Annotated in this window: 13 protein-coding genes; 8 read left to right on the forward strand and 5 right to left on the reverse strand. The window is 44.1% G+C overall.

Annotation, left to right across the window (positions count from 1 at the left end):
• Positions 1 to 17: 17 nt before the first annotated feature.
• From BUB08_RS13415 to BUB08_RS13425, 3 genes are read left to right on the forward strand one after another with little or no spacing between them, the layout of a single operon-like run.
• Positions 18 to 2,306, forward strand: a complete 2,289-nt coding sequence (locus BUB08_RS13415; RefSeq protein ID WP_073002405.1) for a glycosyltransferase family 4 protein — start codon at positions 18 to 20, stop codon at positions 2,304 to 2,306.
• Positions 2,307 to 2,309: 3 nt separating this feature from the next.
• Positions 2,310 to 3,239 (forward strand): glycoside hydrolase family 130 protein, encoded by a 930-nt coding sequence (locus BUB08_RS13420; RefSeq protein ID WP_073002406.1) that lies wholly within the window; start codon positions 2,310 to 2,312, stop codon positions 3,237 to 3,239.
• Between the two features lie 2 nt (positions 3,240 to 3,241).
• On the forward strand, positions 3,242 to 4,255 hold the full coding sequence (locus tag BUB08_RS13425; protein ID WP_073002609.1) for a glycosyltransferase family 4 protein: 1,014 nt from the start codon (positions 3,242 to 3,244) through the stop codon (positions 4,253 to 4,255).
• A gap of 166 nt (positions 4,256 to 4,421) precedes the next feature.
• On the opposite strand, the gene trxA is transcribed toward BUB08_RS13425, so the two are convergent.
• The 4 genes from trxA to BUB08_RS13450 form a co-directional block, all read right to left on the reverse strand.
• Entirely contained in the window at positions 4,422 to 4,721 is a 300-nt protein-coding gene (gene trxA / locus BUB08_RS13430; RefSeq protein ID WP_073002407.1) for a thioredoxin, read from the reverse strand.
• Positions 4,722 to 4,777: 56 nt separating this feature from the next.
• On the reverse strand, positions 4,778 to 6,247 hold the full coding sequence (locus BUB08_RS13435) for a glycoside hydrolase family 130 protein (RefSeq protein WP_073002610.1): 1,470 nt from the start codon (positions 6,245 to 6,247) through the stop codon (positions 4,778 to 4,780).
• 324 nt (positions 6,248 to 6,571) lie between these two features.
• A complete protein-coding gene (locus BUB08_RS13445; protein ID WP_073002409.1) occupies positions 6,572 to 7,021 on the reverse strand; it encodes an Hsp20/alpha crystallin family protein in 450 nt (149 codons plus the stop codon).
• 251 nt (positions 7,022 to 7,272) lie between these two features.
• Positions 7,273 to 9,531 carry a patatin-like phospholipase family protein gene (locus BUB08_RS13450; RefSeq protein WP_073002410.1) on the reverse strand — a complete coding sequence of 753 codons (2,259 nt, stop codon included), beginning with the start codon at positions 9,529 to 9,531 and terminating at the stop codon, positions 7,273 to 7,275.
• 460 nt (positions 9,532 to 9,991) lie between these two features.
• On the opposite strand from BUB08_RS13450, the gene BUB08_RS13455 reads away from it, so the two are divergent.
• From BUB08_RS13455 to BUB08_RS13470, 4 genes are read left to right on the forward strand one after another with little or no spacing between them, the layout of a single operon-like run.
• Entirely contained in the window at positions 9,992 to 11,431 is a 1,440-nt protein-coding gene (locus BUB08_RS13455) for an arylsulfatase (protein WP_262493953.1), read from the forward strand.
• A gap of 51 nt (positions 11,432 to 11,482) precedes the next feature.
• Positions 11,483 to 13,021 carry a sulfatase family protein gene (locus tag BUB08_RS13460; RefSeq protein ID WP_073002411.1) on the forward strand — a complete coding sequence of 513 codons (1,539 nt, stop codon included), beginning with the start codon at positions 11,483 to 11,485 and terminating at the stop codon, positions 13,019 to 13,021.
• 9 nt (positions 13,022 to 13,030) lie between these two features.
• Positions 13,031 to 15,514, forward strand: coding sequence for an alkaline phosphatase D family protein (locus BUB08_RS13465; protein WP_073002412.1), 2,484 nt, complete (start codon positions 13,031 to 13,033; stop codon positions 15,512 to 15,514).
• 13 nt (positions 15,515 to 15,527) lie between these two features.
• On the forward strand, positions 15,528 to 17,450 hold the full coding sequence (locus tag BUB08_RS13470) for a sulfatase family protein (RefSeq protein WP_073002413.1): 1,923 nt from the start codon (positions 15,528 to 15,530) through the stop codon (positions 17,448 to 17,450).
• 2 nt (positions 17,451 to 17,452) lie between these two features.
• On the opposite strand, the gene BUB08_RS13475 is transcribed toward BUB08_RS13470, so the two are convergent.
• On the reverse strand, positions 17,453 to 17,995 hold the full coding sequence (locus tag BUB08_RS13475) for a YceI family protein (RefSeq protein WP_073002611.1): 543 nt from the start codon (positions 17,993 to 17,995) through the stop codon (positions 17,453 to 17,455).
• 378 nt (positions 17,996 to 18,373) lie between these two features.
• On the opposite strand from BUB08_RS13475, the gene BUB08_RS13485 reads away from it, so the two are divergent.
• Complete coding sequence (locus BUB08_RS13485; RefSeq protein WP_073002415.1) at positions 18,374 to 20,548, forward strand: DUF5916 domain-containing protein; 2,175 nt, start codon at positions 18,374 to 18,376, stop codon at positions 20,546 to 20,548.
• Positions 20,549 to 20,702 lie beyond the last annotated feature (154 nt).

A 20,702-nucleotide genomic window follows, 5' to 3' on the forward strand; every position in this document is an offset into this window, starting at 1 on the left:
TTATAAACATCAAAAAAATGAAAATAGCTTTTATAGGAACCTATCCGCCACGTCAATGTGGTATTGGCACCTTTACAAATAATCTTGTAAAAGCAGTTGTTGCCAATACCGACAGTAAAAAAATTTCGAAGCATGCAATGATAGTTGCCATTAACGAGGACGGGCAGCACTACAATTACCCCGACGAAGTAAAACATGTTATTCGGCAAAACCACCAGCGCGACTATATTGATGCCGCGAAGTTCATCAATTACAGCGATGCAAAAGTTTGTGTTCTGGAACACGAATTTGGCATATTCGGCGGCGATGACGGCGTGTTTATCCTTCCGCTGCTTCATCGGCTTGAAGTTCCACTCATTGTAACTTTTCACACGGTACTCCGCACCCCGTCTTACACACAGCGTTCTATTGTTGAAGAAATCGGGAAGAAAGCAGCCCGCATTGTTGTGATGAGCAAAAGGGCAGTCGACTTTCTGGCAGATATTTACAAAATTCCGAGAGAAAAAATTGCGCTGATAGAACACGGCGTTCCGGAGTTTGAAAAAATATCGCACAAACAGGCCAAACAAAAACACGGATTAACCGGTCGAAAAATACTGCTCACTTTCGGATTACTAAGCAGAAACAAAGGCATAGAAACTGCAATTAATGCCTTACCCCGGGTTGTTGAAAAACACCCCGATTTATTGTACATCGTTTTGGGAGCCACTCATCCCAATGTATTAAAACAAACAGGAGATGAATACCGCGACTATTTGAAAAGGCTGGTTAAGAAACTGGGACTCGAAAAGAATGTCCATTTCAACAACGAATTTGTTTCCGAAACCAAACTTTTTGAATACCTGAATGCCAGCGACATTTACCTGACTCCCTATCTCAGCGAAGCTCAAATAACAAGTGGCACGCTGTCTTACGCTGTTGGTGCCGGTTGCGCTGTTGTTTCAACACCTTACTGGCACGCCCAGGAATTACTTGCCGACGACCGCGGACGGCTATTTGATTTTAAAAACTCTGAACAACTGGCGCAAATACTTAACCACTTACTTGACGATGAAGACCAGCTTGCCCTGCTTCGAAAAAATGCATTTACCTACGGCAAAAAAATAAGGTGGCCCAAAATCGGCAAACAATACCTCAACCTGGCCAATTACGTTTCCGACAACTGGGAAAAACGACAGGAAGATGATGCAAACGGGCAACCGATTGATATTAGTTTGCTGCCGGCTTACAACCTCGAACATGTTAAGCGCTTAACCGACGATACCGGAATTGTACAACACGCCAAATATGGTATTCCAAACTTAAAAGAAGGCTATTGTGTAGACGATAACTCAAGGGCACTACTCATGGCGCTTATGGCTTATCGCCAGAACAAAGACAAAGATGCACTTCGTCTTATGCCGGTTTACCTCAGCTTTATTCACTACATGCAGCGCGAGAATGGCGATTTCAGAAACTTTCTGAGCTTTAGCCGCCAGTTTCTCGACGAATACGGCTCCGAAGATTCTTTTGGGAGAACAATCTGGGCACTGGGATATTTGCTCCACTTTGCCCCCAACGATTCATTCCGGCAAATCGGAAGAGACATTTTTTTCCACTCGACACAACACTTCAAAGAAATTAAATCGATCCGGGGCGCGGCCAATACCATTATCGGAATAAGTTACTATTTAAAAGAAGTTCAGAACGACGAAGGAATGGTTCAGGAGATGAACAGGCTGGTAGGAATTATTACTTCAAATTACGAACAAAACAAAACCGACGACTGGAAATGGTTTGAAAAACAAATGAGCTACGACAATGCCATTATTCCCCTCGCTTTGTTCTCTGCTTACGAAATAACCGGCAACGAAAAAGTATTTGCCATAGCTATGGAAGCTGCAGAATTTCTGGAATCACAAACAATGAAAAAAGACTATTTCAGGCCTATCGGAAATAAAGGATGGCTGAAAAAAGGAGAAAAACCGGCTGACTTCGACCAGCAATCCATTGATGTAATGGCCATGATTCTGCTTTACAACCAGATGTTTCTGGTGAGCAAAAAACGCAGTTACATCGAAAAAATGTTTCTGTGCTACCTGTGGTTTTTGGGTGAAAATTCACTGCGTCTTCCGCTTTTCGACCACGAAACGCAGGGGTGTTGCGACGGGCTGGAAACCAACGGAGTAAACCGCAACCAGGGCGCAGAAAGCACTCTGGCATACTGGATATCTCACGTAACTATTTTGTCGGCACAGGAAAAAGAGCACATCTACATGAGCGAACAACCTGCTGCCGCTTCAGAGAACAATCTAAAAATCAGTTAAATTATGCCTTTAGTAAAACGATATGCCAACAATCCCATATTAACAAAAAACGATGTTCCGTATGAAGTAGCAACCGTGCACAATGCCGGCGTTACAAAATACAATAACCAATACATTATGCTTTTCCGCTCGCATAAACTTAACGGGCGGAGCATTCTAGGGCTGGCTCGCAGTACCGACGGGTATCATTTTAAAGTTGAAGAAAAACCATTTCTGGAACCTGCCACCCGCGGAGAATTTGCAGAGTACGAAGCCTTTGGGGTGGAAGACCCGCGAATAACATTTATTGAAGGCGAATATTTAATAACCTACTCGGCCTACTCAAAACATGGCGTACGAATAGGCCTCGCAAAAACCAAAGACTGGCAAACAGTTGAAAGAGTATCGCTGATTACCGAAGCCGATTACCGTAATGTGGTTATTTTCCCGGAAAAATTCAATGGATTGTACGCCCGGTTAGACAGGCCGCATTCCGAAATCAGCCCCTGGTCGATGTGGATTAGTTACTCTCCCGACCTGAAATACTGGGGAAAATCAAAACTGATTATGAAACCGGAAACCTACCACTGGGACGAAATGAAAATCGGGCCGGGAGCGCCTCCCATTAAAACAGAAAAAGGCTGGCTGAACATTTACCACGGAGTATTTCCTACGATGGATGGCAGTGTTTATCGGCTGGGCGTAGCTTTGCACGATTTGAATGACCCGTCCAAAATTCTGGGGGTTGGCGACAACTGGATTCTGCAACCGGAAGAGCCGTACGAAATTACAGGCTATGTTCACAATGTGGTTTTTACGTGTGGCGCCGTAGCAGAAAACAACGGTACTTTAAAACTGTATTGGGGAGGAGCCGACTCGGTAATGTGCGCAGGAACCGCCAACATCAGCGATTTGATCGATTTATGTTTAAACAATTCAAGAAAACCACTATAACAATGAAAGTTGCAGTATTATCTCCCGTTGCCTGGCGTACCCCGCCAAGGCATTACGGACCATGGGAACAGGTAGCATCAAATATTACAGAAGGGTTAGTCGAAAAAGGACTTGACGTTACCCTTTTTGCCACAAAAGATTCATTAACATCCGGCAAGCTCGAAGCGGTGATTGACCAAGGATACGAAGAAGACAAATCAGTAGAACCCAAAGCTGTGGAATGTTTACACATCGCTCATTTAATGGAACATGCCTCTGAGTTCGACATCATTCACAACAATTTCGATTTTCTGCCGCTAAGCTATTCGCGTCTGATTAAAACGCCGATGATAACTACCATTCACGGATTTTCATCGCCGAAAATAATTCCTGTTTTTCAGGAATACAACGCAAACAACCACTACGTATCAATAAGTAATGCAGACCGGAGTGAAAAGCTGAAATATACAGCTACAGTTTACAACGGGATTAACAAAAACCTGTTTACCCTCAACAAAAAAAAGGGCGACTACCTGCTGTTTTTTGGAAGAATTCATCACGACAAAGGAACCTGGGAAGCCATTCAGATTGCCAAAAAAGCCAAAATGAAACTGATCATTTCAGGCATCATACAAGACGAGTCCTACTTTGACGAAAAGGTTTCGCCCTATTTGAATAACGACGACATTATTTACGTTGGAAGCTCGGGCCCGGAAAAAAGAGATGAATTGCTGCAAAACGCCTTTGCACTGTTGCACCCCATCAATTTTAAAGAACCCTTCGGACTAAGCGTTGCAGAAGCCATGTTTTGCGGCACTCCTGTAATTGCATTCGAAAAAGGTTCGATGAGAGAATTGATTGTTAACGGGAAAACCGGCTATTTGGTGCATTCTATCGACGAGGCAGTTGAACGCATAAAAGACATCCCACAAATTAATCGTGAATATTGCCGCACCTGGGCAGAGCAAAACTTCAGCAAGGAAAAAATGACCGAAGATTATATTAAAGTGTACCAGAAAATATTGGGCAATAGTTAAACAGAATAAGCATCGGGAGCCTCCAAACATACCACATTCAGAACATTTTTACCGGCAAAAAAAAGAGAATGGGCAGAATAATTCGTTTCTGTCCATTCTCTTTTTTAGTTACATCATTGTCCGGTTTCCAAACAGGGCAATAATCAAAACCAAAAAGGCAACGCGCCTACAGATAGCCCGCCAAAATACGCATCAGATTTGCTTTGTCTGCTACCCCCGATTGTCGCCACAGTATTTGCCCGTTTTTAAACAAAGCCAGCGTTGGCACACTTCGAATGCCAAACCGGCCGGCCACTTCGGCATTCTTATCAACATCAATTTTTATGACTTTCAGTTTTCCGGTTAATTCGCGGGCAACTTCTGCCAAAATGGGCGACTGAGCTTTGCATGGGCCACACCATTCTGCAAAAAAATCGACCAACACCGGCATCCCGGACTGAACTATTGAATTGAAATTTCCTTTCATCTGTATAAGTTTTAATTTTCCGATAAATTAAAAATTCAAATCTGACATTTATCTGTTTACAATTTATTTTTCTCCAGCTCAGCAAGTAAATCGTTGAGTTTGATACTTGCAAAAGATGATGCGTAGTCGCTCATGGCGTATGGAATTATCAGCTCGTCGTTGTGCACAATAGCGCCGCAAGTGTACACTACATTCGGCACATATCCGGAGCGTTCATTTTCGTCGGGCAGCAAAAGCGGTTCGTTCAACCTTCCAATAATTTTGGTCGGGTCATTCAAATCGAGCAAGCAAGCCCCCAGGCAATATTTCCGCACCGGGCCCACTCCGTGGGTAATCAGCAGCCAGCCTTTTTCTGTTTCAATGGGAGAGCCGCCGTTTCCCATTTGCACAAACTCCCACGGATGCGTTGGCTTTGATAAAATCTGCGCGTCGTTCCACCGATACAGATTATCGGAAAACATGATGTAATTGTTTATGCCGTCAATCCGGCTAATCATGGCATATTTCCCGTTTATTTTTTTTGGGAAGAGCGCCAGATTTTTGTCAATGGCGTATTTCCCGTTCAGCGGAAAAATTTTAAACGACAGAAAATCCCGGGTTTCAATCAGCTTCGGCAAAATGGAATAACCGTCGTAGGCAGTATAAGTGGCATAGTAAGTTGCTTTCCCGTTATCGTCTACGAACCGGGCAAACCGTGCATCTTCAACTCCATTTTTTTCGAATTTGGAAATAGGGAAAATAACACGTTCCGACAGGTCTGTGTCCAAAGAAAACCGAATTTCGGTGTGAGAATCTGCCAGCCAAAGAATTTCGTTAATTACTTTTTTCTGTTCAAAAGTGTAATCCTCGTTTTGTTTCTTTAATTCATCAACACAATCCCGAACCTGATCGTAGGTAAATTTCTCGGGAAAATGTGACAGAATCTTTTCAGAAAAATCAGCATCGATTCCCATATGCCGCAACGCTTTTAAAAACGACTCTTTATGATAATTGTGGTTTTTTATGAGTTCGGCTTCTCCAATCTGATCGCCCGACTCAAGCATTGTTATTTGGTTGTTCTCATCTATAACGGCACGCCGGAAAACCAACGAAGAGATGTGTCCTTCGCCGGTTGCCCTGAAACTGATAATTACTCGTTTTTCTCCGCGGTGCAACCCACTCTGGTCGAAATCCTCCACAACAGAAGGATTAAAAAGCGCGGCAGATTCCAATGCATATTCCATGGTAAAATACGATCCAATCAGCAGCTTTCTCCATTCCGTAATGTGCTTTCCTTTTCCGACTTCTGTAACGATATGGGCAACATGCCTGAAATTCCGCTTAAAAATTCCAGTGATGCTCCGGTGTCTTTTCGAAAACTCCCGCAGTGTTTGGTGTACCAGCATCTCAACTGTGCTTTCAGGAAGTTCCAGAAGGTTCTCAATCAGTTTTTTTGCCCGCTCGTCGCCATTGTAAAAAAAACGAGCGATTACACGCCTGTTATCCGGAGCAATTATTGTGTTTTTACGTTCAACCGGTAATCTCATACTATTATATTTTTTGGGGAGGTTGTTGCGCCTCATTCGTTCTTTCTTGCTACACTTCAATCAGAAAATTCACCACTCCTTTTTTATTGAATAGATGGATATTCTTCTTTGCAAACCGAATTTCCGATTCTATGTTAATTTCATCATCCCAAGCATTCGGGTCGCCAAATTACTGTTCGTTTTTTCTGCAAACAAGCGTGTGGTATCCGGATTTACCAGACAAGGACATGCATTTTACAAAAGAGCGGAAATTTAATTGGTGCTTTCATCACCCTGAATCTCAGAAAAAAATAAAGGGGCAAGCCAATTCCTGCCCCTTTACATTTATGATATTTTAATTTCTTTTGGCGGTTTGGGTTTTAACTCTTCTCTTTTAGGAAGTTTTACATGAAGTATTCCGTCGTTGTATTTTGCTTCAATTTTATCGGCGTCTATTGCCTTTTCGGGCACGTAGAAAGAACGCTGAAATGACTGATAACAAAATTCTCTGCGATTTACTTTACCATCCTTTTCTTCGTGTTTAGCTTCTTTTTCAGAAGAAATAGTTAATCTGCCATTGTTGTAATTAATTTTGAAATCGTCTTTTTTCAAACCTGGGGCAGCAACCTCGAGTTGAAAATCATTTTCGGTTTCTTTGACATTAACAGCAGGTAATGTTGAATTTTCTCCTGCAAAATTTGAATTGTTCCAGTCTGCCAAATTTCCTTCAAAAAAATTGTCAAGCCATGAAGGAAATGCAGGTAACCAACTGTTTGATAATCTAGCCAGTGTCATAATTTAACCCTCCATCTTTTAATTAGACATTTTTGATTTTCACTGCTTTATTTTCAAACCGTATGCCAGACAAAGGAGGGGCGGGAATGCATATTCTATAAAATATTGATTATCTGAAACAAGTGCATTTTACAAAAAAATGGCATTTCGGCACACGAACGAACAAGTGATATATTGGCACACAAACAAAAGATTGTAAGACATTTCGACAGACCAAAAAGACACCCTGCCGCTGCAACTCGGTGCATTCTTTAATAGGTAAACCCAAGCACCAACGAAGCTTTCAGCTTTTGCGCATGGTTATCTTTTGCAACCGCCAGCGAAATTGGCCCCAGAGGCGATTTAAAGCCAATTCTACCCGAAATGCTGTACCTGTCGTTCCACAAGCCCAGTTGTGCGCTTTCTGCATTGGGGTAAATCCAGCTAATCGGGAATTTGGTAGAAAGGTAATTTACATGCAACTGCAAAAACAAATTACGCATGGGTTCGTACTGAGCCCCCATCCGCCCGTAAAAATAATTGGCCAGCACAAATTCTTTTATCCCGGAACCCGGATACTCTGTGGCATTTACCAAATCAGGAGTAAATCCTCCCACAAAATCGTATTCATTCAGGTTTAACGTATTGGCAGGAACGTTCGAAAGCATGAGTTTTGCCTTGGTTAACAACACTACCTTCGGACTAACCGGAATAATTGGTTCTATCTGAGCCCTCAAAGCTTTAATAGTATTGGTTTCTATCAATCCGTCAAAATCTTTTATATCGTAATCAACATCCGAAATTCTAATCTGCCCGTTTGTACTTGCGGTTGCAGAAAACTGAACACTGCCGGTCAACCCTTTTTTCGGGAAATAGTGATCATCCCAGCTGTTGTACTCATAAAACAGGCTGAAACGCGTACTGTTGTAACTTACTTTAGATATTTCGCGCAGGCTTTCGTTGGCTACCTTCGAATGCAGATTCATTAACGACCAGTTAAATTTCAACCCGTACGTACTGTTTCTCAGAGCGGTCGACTGTATTTTAAATGCCGCATCGGAATAATTACTTCCAAAAATGCTGTTAACAACACCGGTCTCTTCGTACAACGGCAAATCCGAATTTACAAAGGTTCCGCTTACTCCCAATGCTACATTTTGCCTTTTCCCCACATACTTAAAATAGTCGAGCAACACCACCGGGTATGCAGAAAAGTCACCTTCAACCATCAACCGGCTGCTCTTCAAAAAAAGGTTTCTAAAAGTTGTGTTTATCAGAATTCCGCCTTTGTTTTCCGAATCGTATAAATAGGAGAAGCGAAAATGAGTTCGGGGCCTTTCAACCACTATAACTTTTAACGTATAATCTCCCTCATCTCCAAGTATTTCGTATTGTATCTTTTCAAAATACTGCGTACCAAACATTAAATTGATATGGTTCCTTATTTCATCTACAGAAACCAACTGCCCCGGCTCAAAATCCATTTTCCCGATAATAAAATCATCAGTAACAAATTTATTCCCATCTATTTCAATATTTTGGAACACGTAATTTGTTTTAATCTCCGGCTTTTTTACTTCATGCAGTGGTCCTATCTTTTTCAATGAATCAGCCAGGTGGCGAAACACATCAACATATTGCTCTCCGGCTTCCATACCTCTTTCCAAAATTCCTTCGGCCGAATTAAAACTACCGGTAGAAAAGCCCTCCAGATTGGGCTTAACAAGCACATTGCACTTTTTCACCTGTTCCTTTGAGTCGATAACGCTGCCTATTAACGCCGACTGTGCCAAAATGGAGACAAACGAATTTAATTCAGGTTTTGAATCAAGGTCGCTGCTCACAAAAACACCGATAATAATATCTGCGCCCATATCAATCACTTCAGAAACAGGCATGTTACGAACCAACCCACCATCAACCAACAGGTTGCCGTCAATTGTTATTGGGGTAAAAACAGTAGGAATAGCCATACTCGCCCGCATGGCAGTTGCCAGCGATCCCTTGTTTAAAACCACAGCCTCGCCGGTGGCAATGTTAGTGGCAACACAAGCAAACGGTATCGGGAAATTACTGAAGCTATTAATGTTATGCACGGGACGGGTCAAATCAGAAAAAATGTCCATAAGCGTCTGCCCTTCAATCACGCCCGAAGGATACCTGATTTCCTTGTTTTCCAGATAAAAATCCAGCAGATACCGCCCGTAGTAAGGCTTCTCTTCAAAAGTTATTTTATCCAGTGGTATTTTATTGGTTAAAACCTGATCCCAGTTTATAGTGGTAACCAACTCGCTCAGCTCGTCGGCCGAATAACCGATAGAATACAAGCCCCCGATAATGCTCCCCATGCTGGTTCCGGTAATATAATCGGGTGTAAGCCCGGCTTCTTCCATCGCTTTTAAAACTCCAATATGTGCAATTCCTTTTGCTCCTCCTCCGCTCAAAACCAAACCCACTTTCGGACGTTTATTTTGTGCTCCGGCGGAAAAAAACAATGCAGTAATTACGAATAGCAGAAAAAACTTTCTCATGTTGTTGAGTCTATAGGTGAACAATATATTCAAACTTACGAATTACTTCGCATTTTTGGTACATCTATCCACAGTTTATAACCCATTGAAAATAAAAAATTAACCCACCAATCCACAGAAAAAAAGTTACGATAGAAAGAATTATTCCGTCGTCAAAAATTCGTTCGTTCGCTGTAAAAATGGCTATATTTGAAACCAAAAGAGAGGCGAGGGAAGCTCATTTTACAACAAACTTTCTTGTTCATTTTTCCTTGTTTCAAAATTCAGCAGACTCCTCCGAAAATGCAAAACGAACACCCCTGAAGCACAAGCTGACAGGAAGATGAAAATTACGTACATCAAAAACCAAAATAAAAACTGACACGATGATTAAAAAAACCTTTTTACTACCTTTTCTTGCACTATTTGCCTGGCCTGCCAAAATCAACCCAAACAGGCAGAACAGAAAAGACCCAACATCATTTACATTTTAGCCGATGATTTAGGATACGCCGAACTTGGATGTTACGGGCAAAACAAAATAGAAACTCCGAACATAGACGCACTGGCAACCCGTGGTATTAAATTCACACAACACTACACCAGTTCTCCGGTGTGCGCTCCTGCGCGCTGCATGTTGCTTACCGGAATGCACTCGGGGCATGCACAAATCAGAGGTAACGACGAGTGGGCCGACCGTGGCGATGTGTGGAATTTTGAAGCCATGAACAACGACCCTAACCTTGAAGGACAACGCCCGTTGAAACCCGGCACACAAACCATCGGAACACTGCTGCAGCAGGCAGGGTACAAAACGGCGGTTGTGGGAAAGTGGGGACTTGGAGGCCCGCTTACCGAAGGGATTCCCAACAAACAGGGATTCGATTTTTTCTACGGGTACAACTGCCAGCGCCAGGCTCACACCTATTTTCCGCAACACCTGTGGAAAAACACCGAAAAAGTACAGCTCAACAACAAAATGGTTGCTCCGCACACAAAACTTTCACAAGGTGCCGACCCGCAAAATCCGGATTCCTACAGCGATTTCTGGCTGACAGATTACGCGCCTGACCTCATGCAAAAAGAAGTTATCCAATTCATTAAAGAAAATAAAGCCCACCCTTTCTTCATGTATTATGCCACTCCAATTCCGCATGTGCCTTTGCAGGCGCCAAAAAACTGGGTGGATTATTACGTTAAAAAATTTGGCGACGAAAAACCGTACACCGGAGATCAGGGGTACTTTCCACAACGCTACCCGCGGGCATGTTACGCCGCAATGGTTTCTTATTTCGATGAACAGGTTGGAGAAATTGTTTCCGCATTAAAAGAGCTTGGGCTGTACGAAAATACCATCATCATGTTTTCTTCCGACAACGGACCAACATTCAACGGCGGAACAGACTCTCCGTGGTTCGACAGTGCCCGTCCGTTTAAAAGCGAACGCGGCTGGGGCAAGGCCAATCTGCGGGAAGGCGGCATACGAATTCCGATGATTGTGCAATGGCCGGGAAAAATAGAACCGGGACAAACAACGGAATTAATCTCCTCCCACTACGATGTGTTACCTACCATTGCAGAAATTCTGAATATTACGCCGCAAGGCAGCATAGACGGTATTTCTTTTGCGCCCACGCTGTTGGGTAAAAAAAATCAGAAAAAACACGAGTTTCTGTATTGGGAGTTTCCCTCATCAAGCGGCCAACAGGCTGTACGTTTCGGCGACTGGAAAGGACTCAGAAGCAACATTTTAAAAGACAGCATGCAAATTCATCTGTATAATCTGAAGGACGACATCAGGGAACAAAACGATGTTGCCGCTCTTCACCCCGAAACAGTTCAAAAAATAGAGGCCATTTTTAATCAGCAACACACACCCGCAGAAAATCAACGTTTTAAAATAAAACAATTGGGAGATTAAAATAATGACACTACTTTTGACGGTCAATTCATTTATAAACAATTAAAAATCATGTACAAAATAACTTTTATTCTTGCCGCTTTTCTCATGCTTTTTTCAGCATGCGGAAATCAACAAAAACAAGAGGAACCCCAAAAACCCAACATCGTTGTCATTTATCTGGATGACCTTGGTTATGGCGATGTGAGTGCCTACGGAGCAACAGAAATAAAAACCCCAAATTTCGATAAACTTGCAGAGGGAGGAGTACGGTTTACAACAGGCTATGCATCTTCTGCAACCTGCACTCCCAGCCGGTATGCGCTACTTACTGGGGAATATCCGTGGCGCAACCAAAATGCGAAAATTCTACCCGGATCCGCTCCGCTTATCATCGATACGGCAAAAATAACAATCCCAAAAATGCTGAAAGAGCAGGGCTACCACACCGGAATTGTTGGCAAGTGGCACCTGGGACTTGGTTCCGGAAATGTAAACTGGAACGAAAGAGTTGCACCCGGCCCCAACGAAGTCGGATTCGATTACTCTTTTATTATGGCAGCAACACAAGACCGCACTCCTACTGTTTTTCTCGAAAACGGATACGTCGTTGGGCTCAGCCCCGATGACCCGTTGTATGTTAATTACCAAAAAAACTTCGAAGGTGAACCGACAGGACTTGACAACCCTGGACTCATGAAAATGAGGTGGTTCAACGGGCACAACAACTCCATCCACAACGGAATTCCACGCATTGGGTTTCAAAAAGGCGGAAAATCTGCCATGTGGGTTGATGAAGATATGGCCGACGATTTCCTCACAAAAGCTAAAAACTACGTGAAGGAACACAAAAACGAACCTTTTTTCCTCTACTACGCTCTACAGCAGCCACACGTACCAAGAACACCGAATGCTCGTTTTGTCGGTACTTCGGGAATGGGGCCGCGTGGCGATGTAATTATCGAAGCCGACTGGTGCGTTGGTGAATTCATAAAAACACTCGAGGAGGAAGGGTTACTTGATAATACACTGGTTATTTTTTCAAGCGATAACGGCCCGGTTGTTAACGACGGATATTACGACGACTCTGTTGAAAAACTGGGAAAACACACTCCCTGGGGTCCGCTGCGTGGTGGTAAATACAGCCTTTTTGAAGCAGGAACAAGGGTTCCGTTTATTACCTACTGGAAAGGCAAAATTCAGCCTGCCGTTTCGGATGCAATGGTTTCACAGCTAGACCTTTTTTCTTCTTTTGCAAAATTGGTCGACAGCGATAAAAGAGGTCCGGACAGCGAAGATCTGCTGGATGTATTTTTAGGAAAAAGCCAGGAAGGCAGAGACGAAATAGTACTGGAAGCAACCTCGCGAACCGCATTAAGAAAAGGGAACTGGGCAATGATTCCTCCATACAATGGCCCGGCTGTCAACAAAATGGTCAACATCGAACTTGGCAATTCTTCCGAATTCCAACTGTATAATCTGAATGATGATTTAGGCCAGCAAAAAAACGTGGCTGCAGAAAATCCTGAAAAACTCAAAGAAATGGTAGATCTCTTTGAAAAACTCCGCGGCGACGGCTATAAAAAAATAGAACAACTGGAACTGAAATAAAACCACACCATGAAGGCTTCAACTCTGGCGATTTCGTTTTTTTTGCTCGCATTCATTTCCTGCACAAAACACCCCGGGTTTCTGGCTGACTTCGACAATACCAACGACCGCGTCTGGGTGGGGAAAAACTTTTGGTCTGTTCCGCTGGAAGACTGGAAAGTAGAAAACGGCAAGCTGCATTGCACAGGCAGCGTTCCCCGCTCAAGGGTAAACCTGCTCACGCAAGTACTGCAACCCGGCGACGGAAATTTTAAGGCTTCGGTAAAAATAAGCCTTACCCAAAAAGGCGATGTGCCCGGTTCGGCCGGACTGCTTCTTGGGTTGTACGATGAGGAAGACCCCGACGTAAGGGCGGCCTGTTATTTTGGAAAAGGAATCAACGCCGGAGTGAGCCTGCAGGGGTTTGCCTTCTTAAAAGATGAAAGAGCAGAGTTGCCTGAAAATTTCGATTTCTCGGAAGTAACACTAACCGTTTTCGGAAACAACCACCAGCTAAAAATGAAGGTGGCCGACAAAAACGGAATCGGCCCCGAAGAGCTTTCCTGCAATGTGGAAGGCATCCGGGGATTGATTGCCGTTGCCAACAACATGGTTCTGGGGGACAACAAAAAACCGGGCAATTCTCATTTTAGTTTCGACAACCTGGCGCTTTCCGGTTCGAAAGTGGCCAAACAGCCGGAAAACGCATTTGGCCCGGTGCTCTGGGCCATGCACACCCTCAGCAAAAACACCGTAAAACTGATGGCGTTGCTACCGCCCGTTGGTGAACAGGATAACCAGGAAGTAAGCCTTCAGCTAAACAAAAACGGGAAATGGGAAACCGTGGCAACCGAACAAATTGAGCCACAATCGCGCACAGCAGTTTTTAAGCTGAACAACTGGGACTCCACAGCAGACGCAAATTACAGGGTTGAATACATTGAAAAAGGAAAAGACGGAACAGCAACCCCGGACTATTTTGAAGGGACAATAAAGAAGGATCCGGTTGACCGCCCCTTAAAACTTGGCGGCCTGACCTGCCAGTTTCATTTCGGGTTTCCATACACTCCGCTGGTTCAGAATTTAACCAAACTCGCTCCTGATATTCTTTACTTCTCGGGCGACCAGATTTACGAAGGCAACGGAGGATATCCCATCAAGAGGAGCCCGGTTGATGCTTCAATTTTGAGCTACCTCGGAAAATACTACATGTTTGGCTGGGCTTTCGGCGATTTGATGCGCAACGTTCCTACCATTTGCACCCCCGACGACCACGATGTTTTTCACGGGAATTTATGGGGCGAAAGCGGGATTCCCAAGCCGGGAGGAGCCGGGAGTTCAGACACGCGGGGATTCATTCAGTCTGTTGAAATGGTGAATGTTGTAAACCGTACTCAGTGCGGGCAGCTTCCCGATCCTTACGACCCAACGCCCATTGAGCAGGAAATGAGCGTGTGGTACACCGATGTAAATTACGGACGAATTAGTTTTGCAATCATTAGCGACCGCGTGTACAAAACAGGCCCGGAGGCTGTTTCAGACTGGGAAGGCAGGCACGACCACATGAAAGAACCACGCAAGGATTTATCGTTTTTAGACAAACCGGGCGTGGAAATGATTGGAGAACGGCAAACCAAATTTCTGAACGACTGGATAACCGACTGGAAAAACACCGACATGAAGGTTCTGCTTTCGCAAACGGTTTTTGCCAATGTGGCAACACATCACGGAGCGCTGGAAGGTTATTTGTACGGCGACCTCGATTCGGGCGGCTGGCCCAAAGCTGGCCGCGACAAGCTCATCCGTTTAATGCGGAAAGGTGCGGTTCTCAACATTAACGGCGATCAGCACCTGCCTTCGCTGGTTCAATACGGATTGGAAAATTACCGCGACGGAGGATGGAGTTTTTGCACTCCGGCCATTGCAACCATGTACCTGCGCTGGTTTTTACCCGACGAGCTGGGAACTCCGGTGGTTGAACGCCCGGAGCACGGCTATCCCAACACCGGAATGTATCAGGACGCTTTTGGCAATAAAAATTTTGTTTATGCCATTGGCAACCCGGGCAAAAACACAGTAGATCGCGAAAGCCGTTATAACCATGCACAAATCCGTTCTTCCGGTTTTGGAATGATAACATTCGACCAGACTGAACGAACTATTCTGATGGATGCCTGGCGGTTTAAAGCCGATGTAGAAAACCCCAACCCGGTGCGCGACCAGTTTCCGGGATGGCCGCTCAAAATCTCTCAGTTTGACAACCTCGGCTTTGGTGCCAACAATATGTTGCCCGAAATAACGATTAATAAACCCAACCAACTGATTCAAATCCGAGATGAAAAGACAGGTAAGCTGGAGCAAATCTATCGCATAAAAGGAAACTCAGTGCAACCAAAACTGTACGATGCAGGCATTTTTAAAATTACCATCGGAGAAAACGGCAACCAAAAAGAAATTTCAGGGGTAAAGTCGCGCGAAGAAAAAAATTCGAAAAAAATTTCAGTGGAATTTTAGCCATGCTCATTTCATGAAAGCAAAAAAAATCATCTTAAGCCTGTTTGCTATCCCTCTGCTGTTTATTCAGTGCGGGCAGCCTCATCAAAAAAATGAGCTTTCGCAACCAAACATCCTCTGGATAACCATCGAAGATACTTCGCCTCAATTTATCGGGTGTTACGGAAATAAAACGGCACAAACTCCGGCTATCGACAAACTGGCAGAAGAAGGCGTGCGGTTTACCAACGCTTTTTCCACCGGAACAGTTTGCTCGCCAAGCCGCACTGCAATTATTACCGGGGTTAAAACATATAAAACCGGCACCGGCAATCATCGCAGCAAATACCCGATTCCCGGGTTCATTAAAGGATTTCCTTACTATCTACAACAACAGGGATATTACACTTCCAATAATGTAAAAACCGATTACAACGTAGCTCAGGAAAAGGCATTCATTGCCGAAGCGTGGGACGAAAGTTCCAATAAAGCAGGCTGGTGGAACCGGAATCCTGGACAGCCGTTCTTCGCGGTGTTTAACTACGTGGACTCCCACCAGTCGCGAACCATGACAGAAACCTACGACTGGTACAAAAAAAACGTGCTGGAACAACTTGCCCCGGAAGAGCGGATTGGGGAAAATGAGTTCGAAATGCCGCCTTTTTACCTCGACAGCCCGGAAATGCGAAAACAGTTTGCAAGGGTTTACAACTCCATAAAACTTACCGACAACAAAATTGGGGAATTACTTGCCCGCCTGGAAGCCGACAACCTGAAAGACAGCACCATCATATTTTTTTATGCCGACCACGGCGAGGGCATGCCGCGCGGAAAAACAAACGGAATAAACTACGGCTACCGGGTGCCGTTTATTGTCTGGTTCCCCGAAATGTACAAACACTTATCGCCCTGGGGAACTGCAGGTGTAGCAACAGACGAACTGATTGATTTTACCGACCTCGCTCCCACCCTCATCAGCATTGCCGGAGGAGAAATACCGGAGCATCTGGAAGGCAGGCCTTTTCTGGGAGAAAAGCGGGAAAAGCCGGTTTCTCACCTGAATCTTTCCTCCGACCGTTCAGACAACGGTATTGATATGGTACGCACTGTTACCGACGGCCGGTTTGTATATTCCCGGAATTTCATGCCGTACATCAACGAGGCGCGCTACATTCGTTACATGGAGATTGGCGAAATCAAACAGCAAATGCGAAAAGATTTAGCAGAGAATAAGCTGAACCCGCTGCAAAAAAGCCTGTTTGAACCACGTCCGGCAGAATTCCTTTTCGACATTGAAAACGACCTGTGGGAAACCCAAAACCTGGCAAATAATCCGGAATTTAAACCGGTGCTCGAAAAAATGAGAGAACTTCTAAAAAAAGAGGTAATTGCATCGCGCGATGTAATGTTTCTCCCAGAATACGAGGTGAACCTGCTTTCGGACACTACTACTGCGTACGAGTTTAGAATGAATGAAAAAAATTACCCGGTAGAAAAAATTTACGAAGCTGCTTCGCTGGCCGGTTTCAGGGGAACAGAAATTGCAAAAAAACAGGTTGATTTGCTCACCAACCCGAATCCGGTAATCCGCTACTGGAGCGTGCTGGGATTGCGAAGCCAGAGCGCAGAAACATTGATGCCATTTTCCGCCAACATTTTAAGTGCAATGGACGATAACTACCTGCCGGTTGCAGTAATTGCTTCGGCAATAGCGCATGAAATGTTTGGCAACAAAAAAGCAGAAATTAATCTCAAAAAATTCTGTGCGAGCAAAAATCCGGATGTTTCACTCATGGCAGTTTACGCTTTGCTCTACATTCAAAACAAAGAGCCGTTTGTTGAAACCATTTGGAAAGTTCGCGAAATGGACGACAGGAATTACAACATCAGAGCGGCGTGCATGGATTTTCTGGGAAGTTTGGAAATTGTTCCAAACAACCCGGATTACAGGGAATAAATTCAGGCCTGCTGCGTAAATTGTACTTCGGCACTGATTTTTACCTCGTCGCCAACCAGCACGCCACCGGCCTCCAGCGCAGCGTTCCAGTTCAGATTCCAGTCTTTGCGGCTAATTTTTCCTTCCAATGAAAACCCGGCCTTTTTGTTGCCCCACGGATCTTTGTTAATTCCGCCAAACTCAACATCGAGGGTAACTTTTTTGGCAATTCCTCTGATGGTAAGCAGCCCGGTAAGTTCGAATTCACCGTCGTCAACCCTGTTCAGGGCAAGCGATTTGAATGTGATTGTTTTGTTATTCTCCACATCAAAAAAATCAGCACTGCGCAAATGGGCATCGCGGTCGTCGTTATTGGTAAAAACCGACAATGCATCAATGGTAACATTTACATCAGCTGAGCTAAAGTCAGTACCATCGGCAAAGGCTTCAGCACTAAACGTTCTGAATTCTCCTTTTACATTGGTAATCATCAAATGCTTTACCTTGAAAAGAATCTCGCTGTGCGCAGGGTCAAGTACCCATTTTGTTTTTTCTTGTGTTTCCATTATTCCATTGTTTTGTTGTAAAATATTAAACAGTACTGCCCAAACATGGTTCAACAACATCAGCAAGCTTTTTCAACTAACACTCAGATTGTTCTGCCGATTTTGTAAATTGCGAAAAACAAAACCGAATCCAATAAAGAGGGAAAGAAAACCTTAAAAAACCCGGGCAGAGAATGATTAATCAACCTGATTACGACTTCCGCAAAAAACGTCATTGCACCAATAATTATCTTTTTCGTTTTAACAACAAAATCCGGTTGACACCAAAAATTCGCAGCAAAAAGGTTGAATAACAAAAAATCCTCTGCAATTGGACTTTCATTATCCTCAGATTAGATATATTTACAGACTTAAACCAATTGATAAAACCTTTCACAGATGAAGCTTACTTTCCTGTTGCTGTTAGCTGCCTTCATTGGAACAAACGCGGTAGCTCTCCCGTTTCAAAAATTAAAAAACGACACCATTTCAGCCCCCTTCAACAAAGACTTTGTTTACCACGTAAAAAAAATGCACGCCGAAATTACCATCGACGGGCAGATTGATGAACCCGACTGGCTGGCAGCAGAAAAAGCAGACAACTTTTACAAAGTATTGCCCGTTGACACGGGATTCGCAACTCAACCTTCCGAAATTCTCATCACTTATGATGACAAAGCGCTTTACATGGCGCAGATATTTTACGATACCATTCCCGGGAAAAGAGTGATGGAATCGTACCGCCGCGACTTTTCGTTTGGCAACAACGACAACCTGCTGGTGTTTTTTGACACGTTTCTCGATCAAACCAACGGGTTTTCGTTTGGCGTTTCTGCATCGGGCGCAAAATGGGACGGAACCATGAGCGACGGCTCTGCGGTTAACCTCGACTGGGATTGTAAGTGGGAATCGAAAACCAAACATTACGACGACCGCTGGGTAACCGAAATGCGGATTCCATTTAAGTCCATCAGATACCCGTCGGGCAGCCGAAAATGGTACACCAATTTTAGCCGGCTGGATTTAAAAGCCAACGAAAAATCGAGCTGGGCTCCGGTTCCGAGGCAGTTCCCAACTGCTTCGCTCGCATACACCGGAGTAATGAATTTTGAAGAACCGCTTCCCAAATCAAAAATGATGTTTTCGCTCATCCCATACGTTTTTGGAGGTTACTCAAACGATTTTGAACACGGAACCGGCAACGTATGGAAAAAAGATTTCGGCTTCGACGCCAAAGTTGGTTTCTCTTCTTCCATGAACCTGGACTTAACCTACAATCCGGATTTTGCACAGGTTGAGGTCGACCAGCAGGTAACCAACATCGACAGGTTTGAACTGTTCTTCCCGGAAAAACGCCAGTTCTTTCTCGAAAACAGCGATCTCTTTTCAGGTTTTGGAGACAACAACATCAACCCGTTCTTTTCGCGGAGGATTGGTTTGGATGCACCGGTACTGGCCGGTGCCCGACTAAGCGGAAAAGTAGGCAACAACTGGAGAGTAGGGTTTATGAACATGGCCACCAAAGAAACCAACGATTTTCTGGCCCGAAATTTTACCGTTGCCTCCATTCAGAAAAAAGTATTTGCCCGCTCCAACTTCGGGTTCATTCTGGTAAATAAAGAATACATTGATCAGCCTTCGGATACAACGATGTACAACCGAGTAGCCGGATTCGATTACAACCTGGCCAGTAAAGACAACATCTGGAACGGCAAATTTTTCTACCACCAGTCGTTTCAACCCGGAAACCCCGACAAACAATTTGCCCAGGGATTTGGACTGACATACAATACCAAAAACCTGCAACTGGAAATTATGCAACGCTCGGTGGGCGAAAACTACAGAGCAGAGGCCGGATACGTGCCGCGCACCGGTTACAACTACATTAGCCCGGAGGTAACTTACCTGTTTGTTCCCAACAAAAAGGTGGTGAGCCACGGTATTGTAGTGGATTTTAGGTACTATTTCGATCCTGATTTTCATAAGATAGACCACGAAAATAACATCAGCTACCAGTTCGAGTTTCAAAACAGATCCAGTCTGGTATTTGGGTATCAGGATCATTTTGTTGAATTGCAACAGGATTTCGACCCGACACACAAAAGCGAAAGCTTTTTGCCGGCAGGGTCAAAGTACAACTTCGGAGGTGCATTTATCAATTACACATCAACACGCAAAACCCTGTTTAACTGGAATGCAGAAATTGCAAAAGGCACATTCTACACCGGAAATATTCAATACATAACCGGCGAACTGGGGTACCGGTACCAACCCTATGTTAATCTGTCAGTAAATTTCAACTATACAGATATGAAATTGGGACAGCCCTTTGAACACACTAAAATGTGGTTGGTTGGTCCTAAAATGGACGTAACATTTACCGACAAACTGTTCTGGACAACGTTTGTGCAATACAACGAGCAAATCGACAACATGAACATTAACATGCGGTTACAATGGAGATACGCGCCGGTTTCCGACTTTTTCGTTGTGTACACCGACAATTACCTCCCCGGAAGCTGGAATTCCAGAAACAGGGCGCTGGTTCTGAAACTCACCTACTGGCTAAACTAATTTTACAAAAAAGTATCTGCCCCAAAAAGAAGAAAAAAACGCTGCACTTTTTTTCTGTTTTTCGGGAAATAAACCGATAGATTTTTTATGTGAAATTCTGGCACTTCCAACTCCATGTTAACCAGAGCTAAAAGCATTTTTATCAAAACGTTAA

The organism is Mariniphaga anaerophila (assembly GCF_900129025.1).
Classification (GTDB): domain Bacteria; phylum Bacteroidota; class Bacteroidia; order Bacteroidales; family Prolixibacteraceae; genus Mariniphaga; species Mariniphaga anaerophila.

What these genes read in the sequence shown, in the direction of transcription:
- BUB08_RS13415 (WP_073002405.1), top strand. Translation starts at nt 18, where the DNA reads ATGAAAATAGCTTTTATAGGAACCTATCCGCCACGTCAATGTGGTATT.
- BUB08_RS13420 (WP_073002406.1), top strand. Translation starts at nt 2,310, where the DNA reads ATGCCTTTAGTAAAACGATATGCCAACAATCCCATATTAACAAAAAAC.
- BUB08_RS13425 (WP_073002609.1), top strand. Translation starts at nt 3,242, where the DNA reads ATGAAAGTTGCAGTATTATCTCCCGTTGCCTGGCGTACCCCGCCAAGG.
- trxA (WP_073002407.1), bottom strand. Translation starts at nt 4,721, where the DNA reads ATGAAAGGAAATTTCAATTCAATAGTTCAGTCCGGGATGCCGGTGTTG.
- BUB08_RS13435 (WP_073002610.1), bottom strand. Translation starts at nt 6,247, where the DNA reads ATGAGATTACCGGTTGAACGTAAAAACACAATAATTGCTCCGGATAAC.
- BUB08_RS13445 (WP_073002409.1), bottom strand. Translation starts at nt 7,021, where the DNA reads ATGACACTGGCTAGATTATCAAACAGTTGGTTACCTGCATTTCCTTCA.
- BUB08_RS13450 (WP_073002410.1), bottom strand. Translation starts at nt 9,531, where the DNA reads ATGAGAAAGTTTTTTCTGCTATTCGTAATTACTGCATTGTTTTTTTCC.
- BUB08_RS13460 (WP_073002411.1), top strand. Translation starts at nt 11,483, where the DNA reads ATGTACAAAATAACTTTTATTCTTGCCGCTTTTCTCATGCTTTTTTCA.
- BUB08_RS13465 (WP_073002412.1), top strand. Translation starts at nt 13,031, where the DNA reads ATGAAGGCTTCAACTCTGGCGATTTCGTTTTTTTTGCTCGCATTCATT.
- BUB08_RS13470 (WP_073002413.1), top strand. Translation starts at nt 15,528, where the DNA reads ATGAAAGCAAAAAAAATCATCTTAAGCCTGTTTGCTATCCCTCTGCTG.
- BUB08_RS13475 (WP_073002611.1), bottom strand. Translation starts at nt 17,995, where the DNA reads ATGGAAACACAAGAAAAAACAAAATGGGTACTTGACCCTGCGCACAGC.
- BUB08_RS13485 (WP_073002415.1), top strand. Translation starts at nt 18,374, where the DNA reads ATGAAGCTTACTTTCCTGTTGCTGTTAGCTGCCTTCATTGGAACAAAC.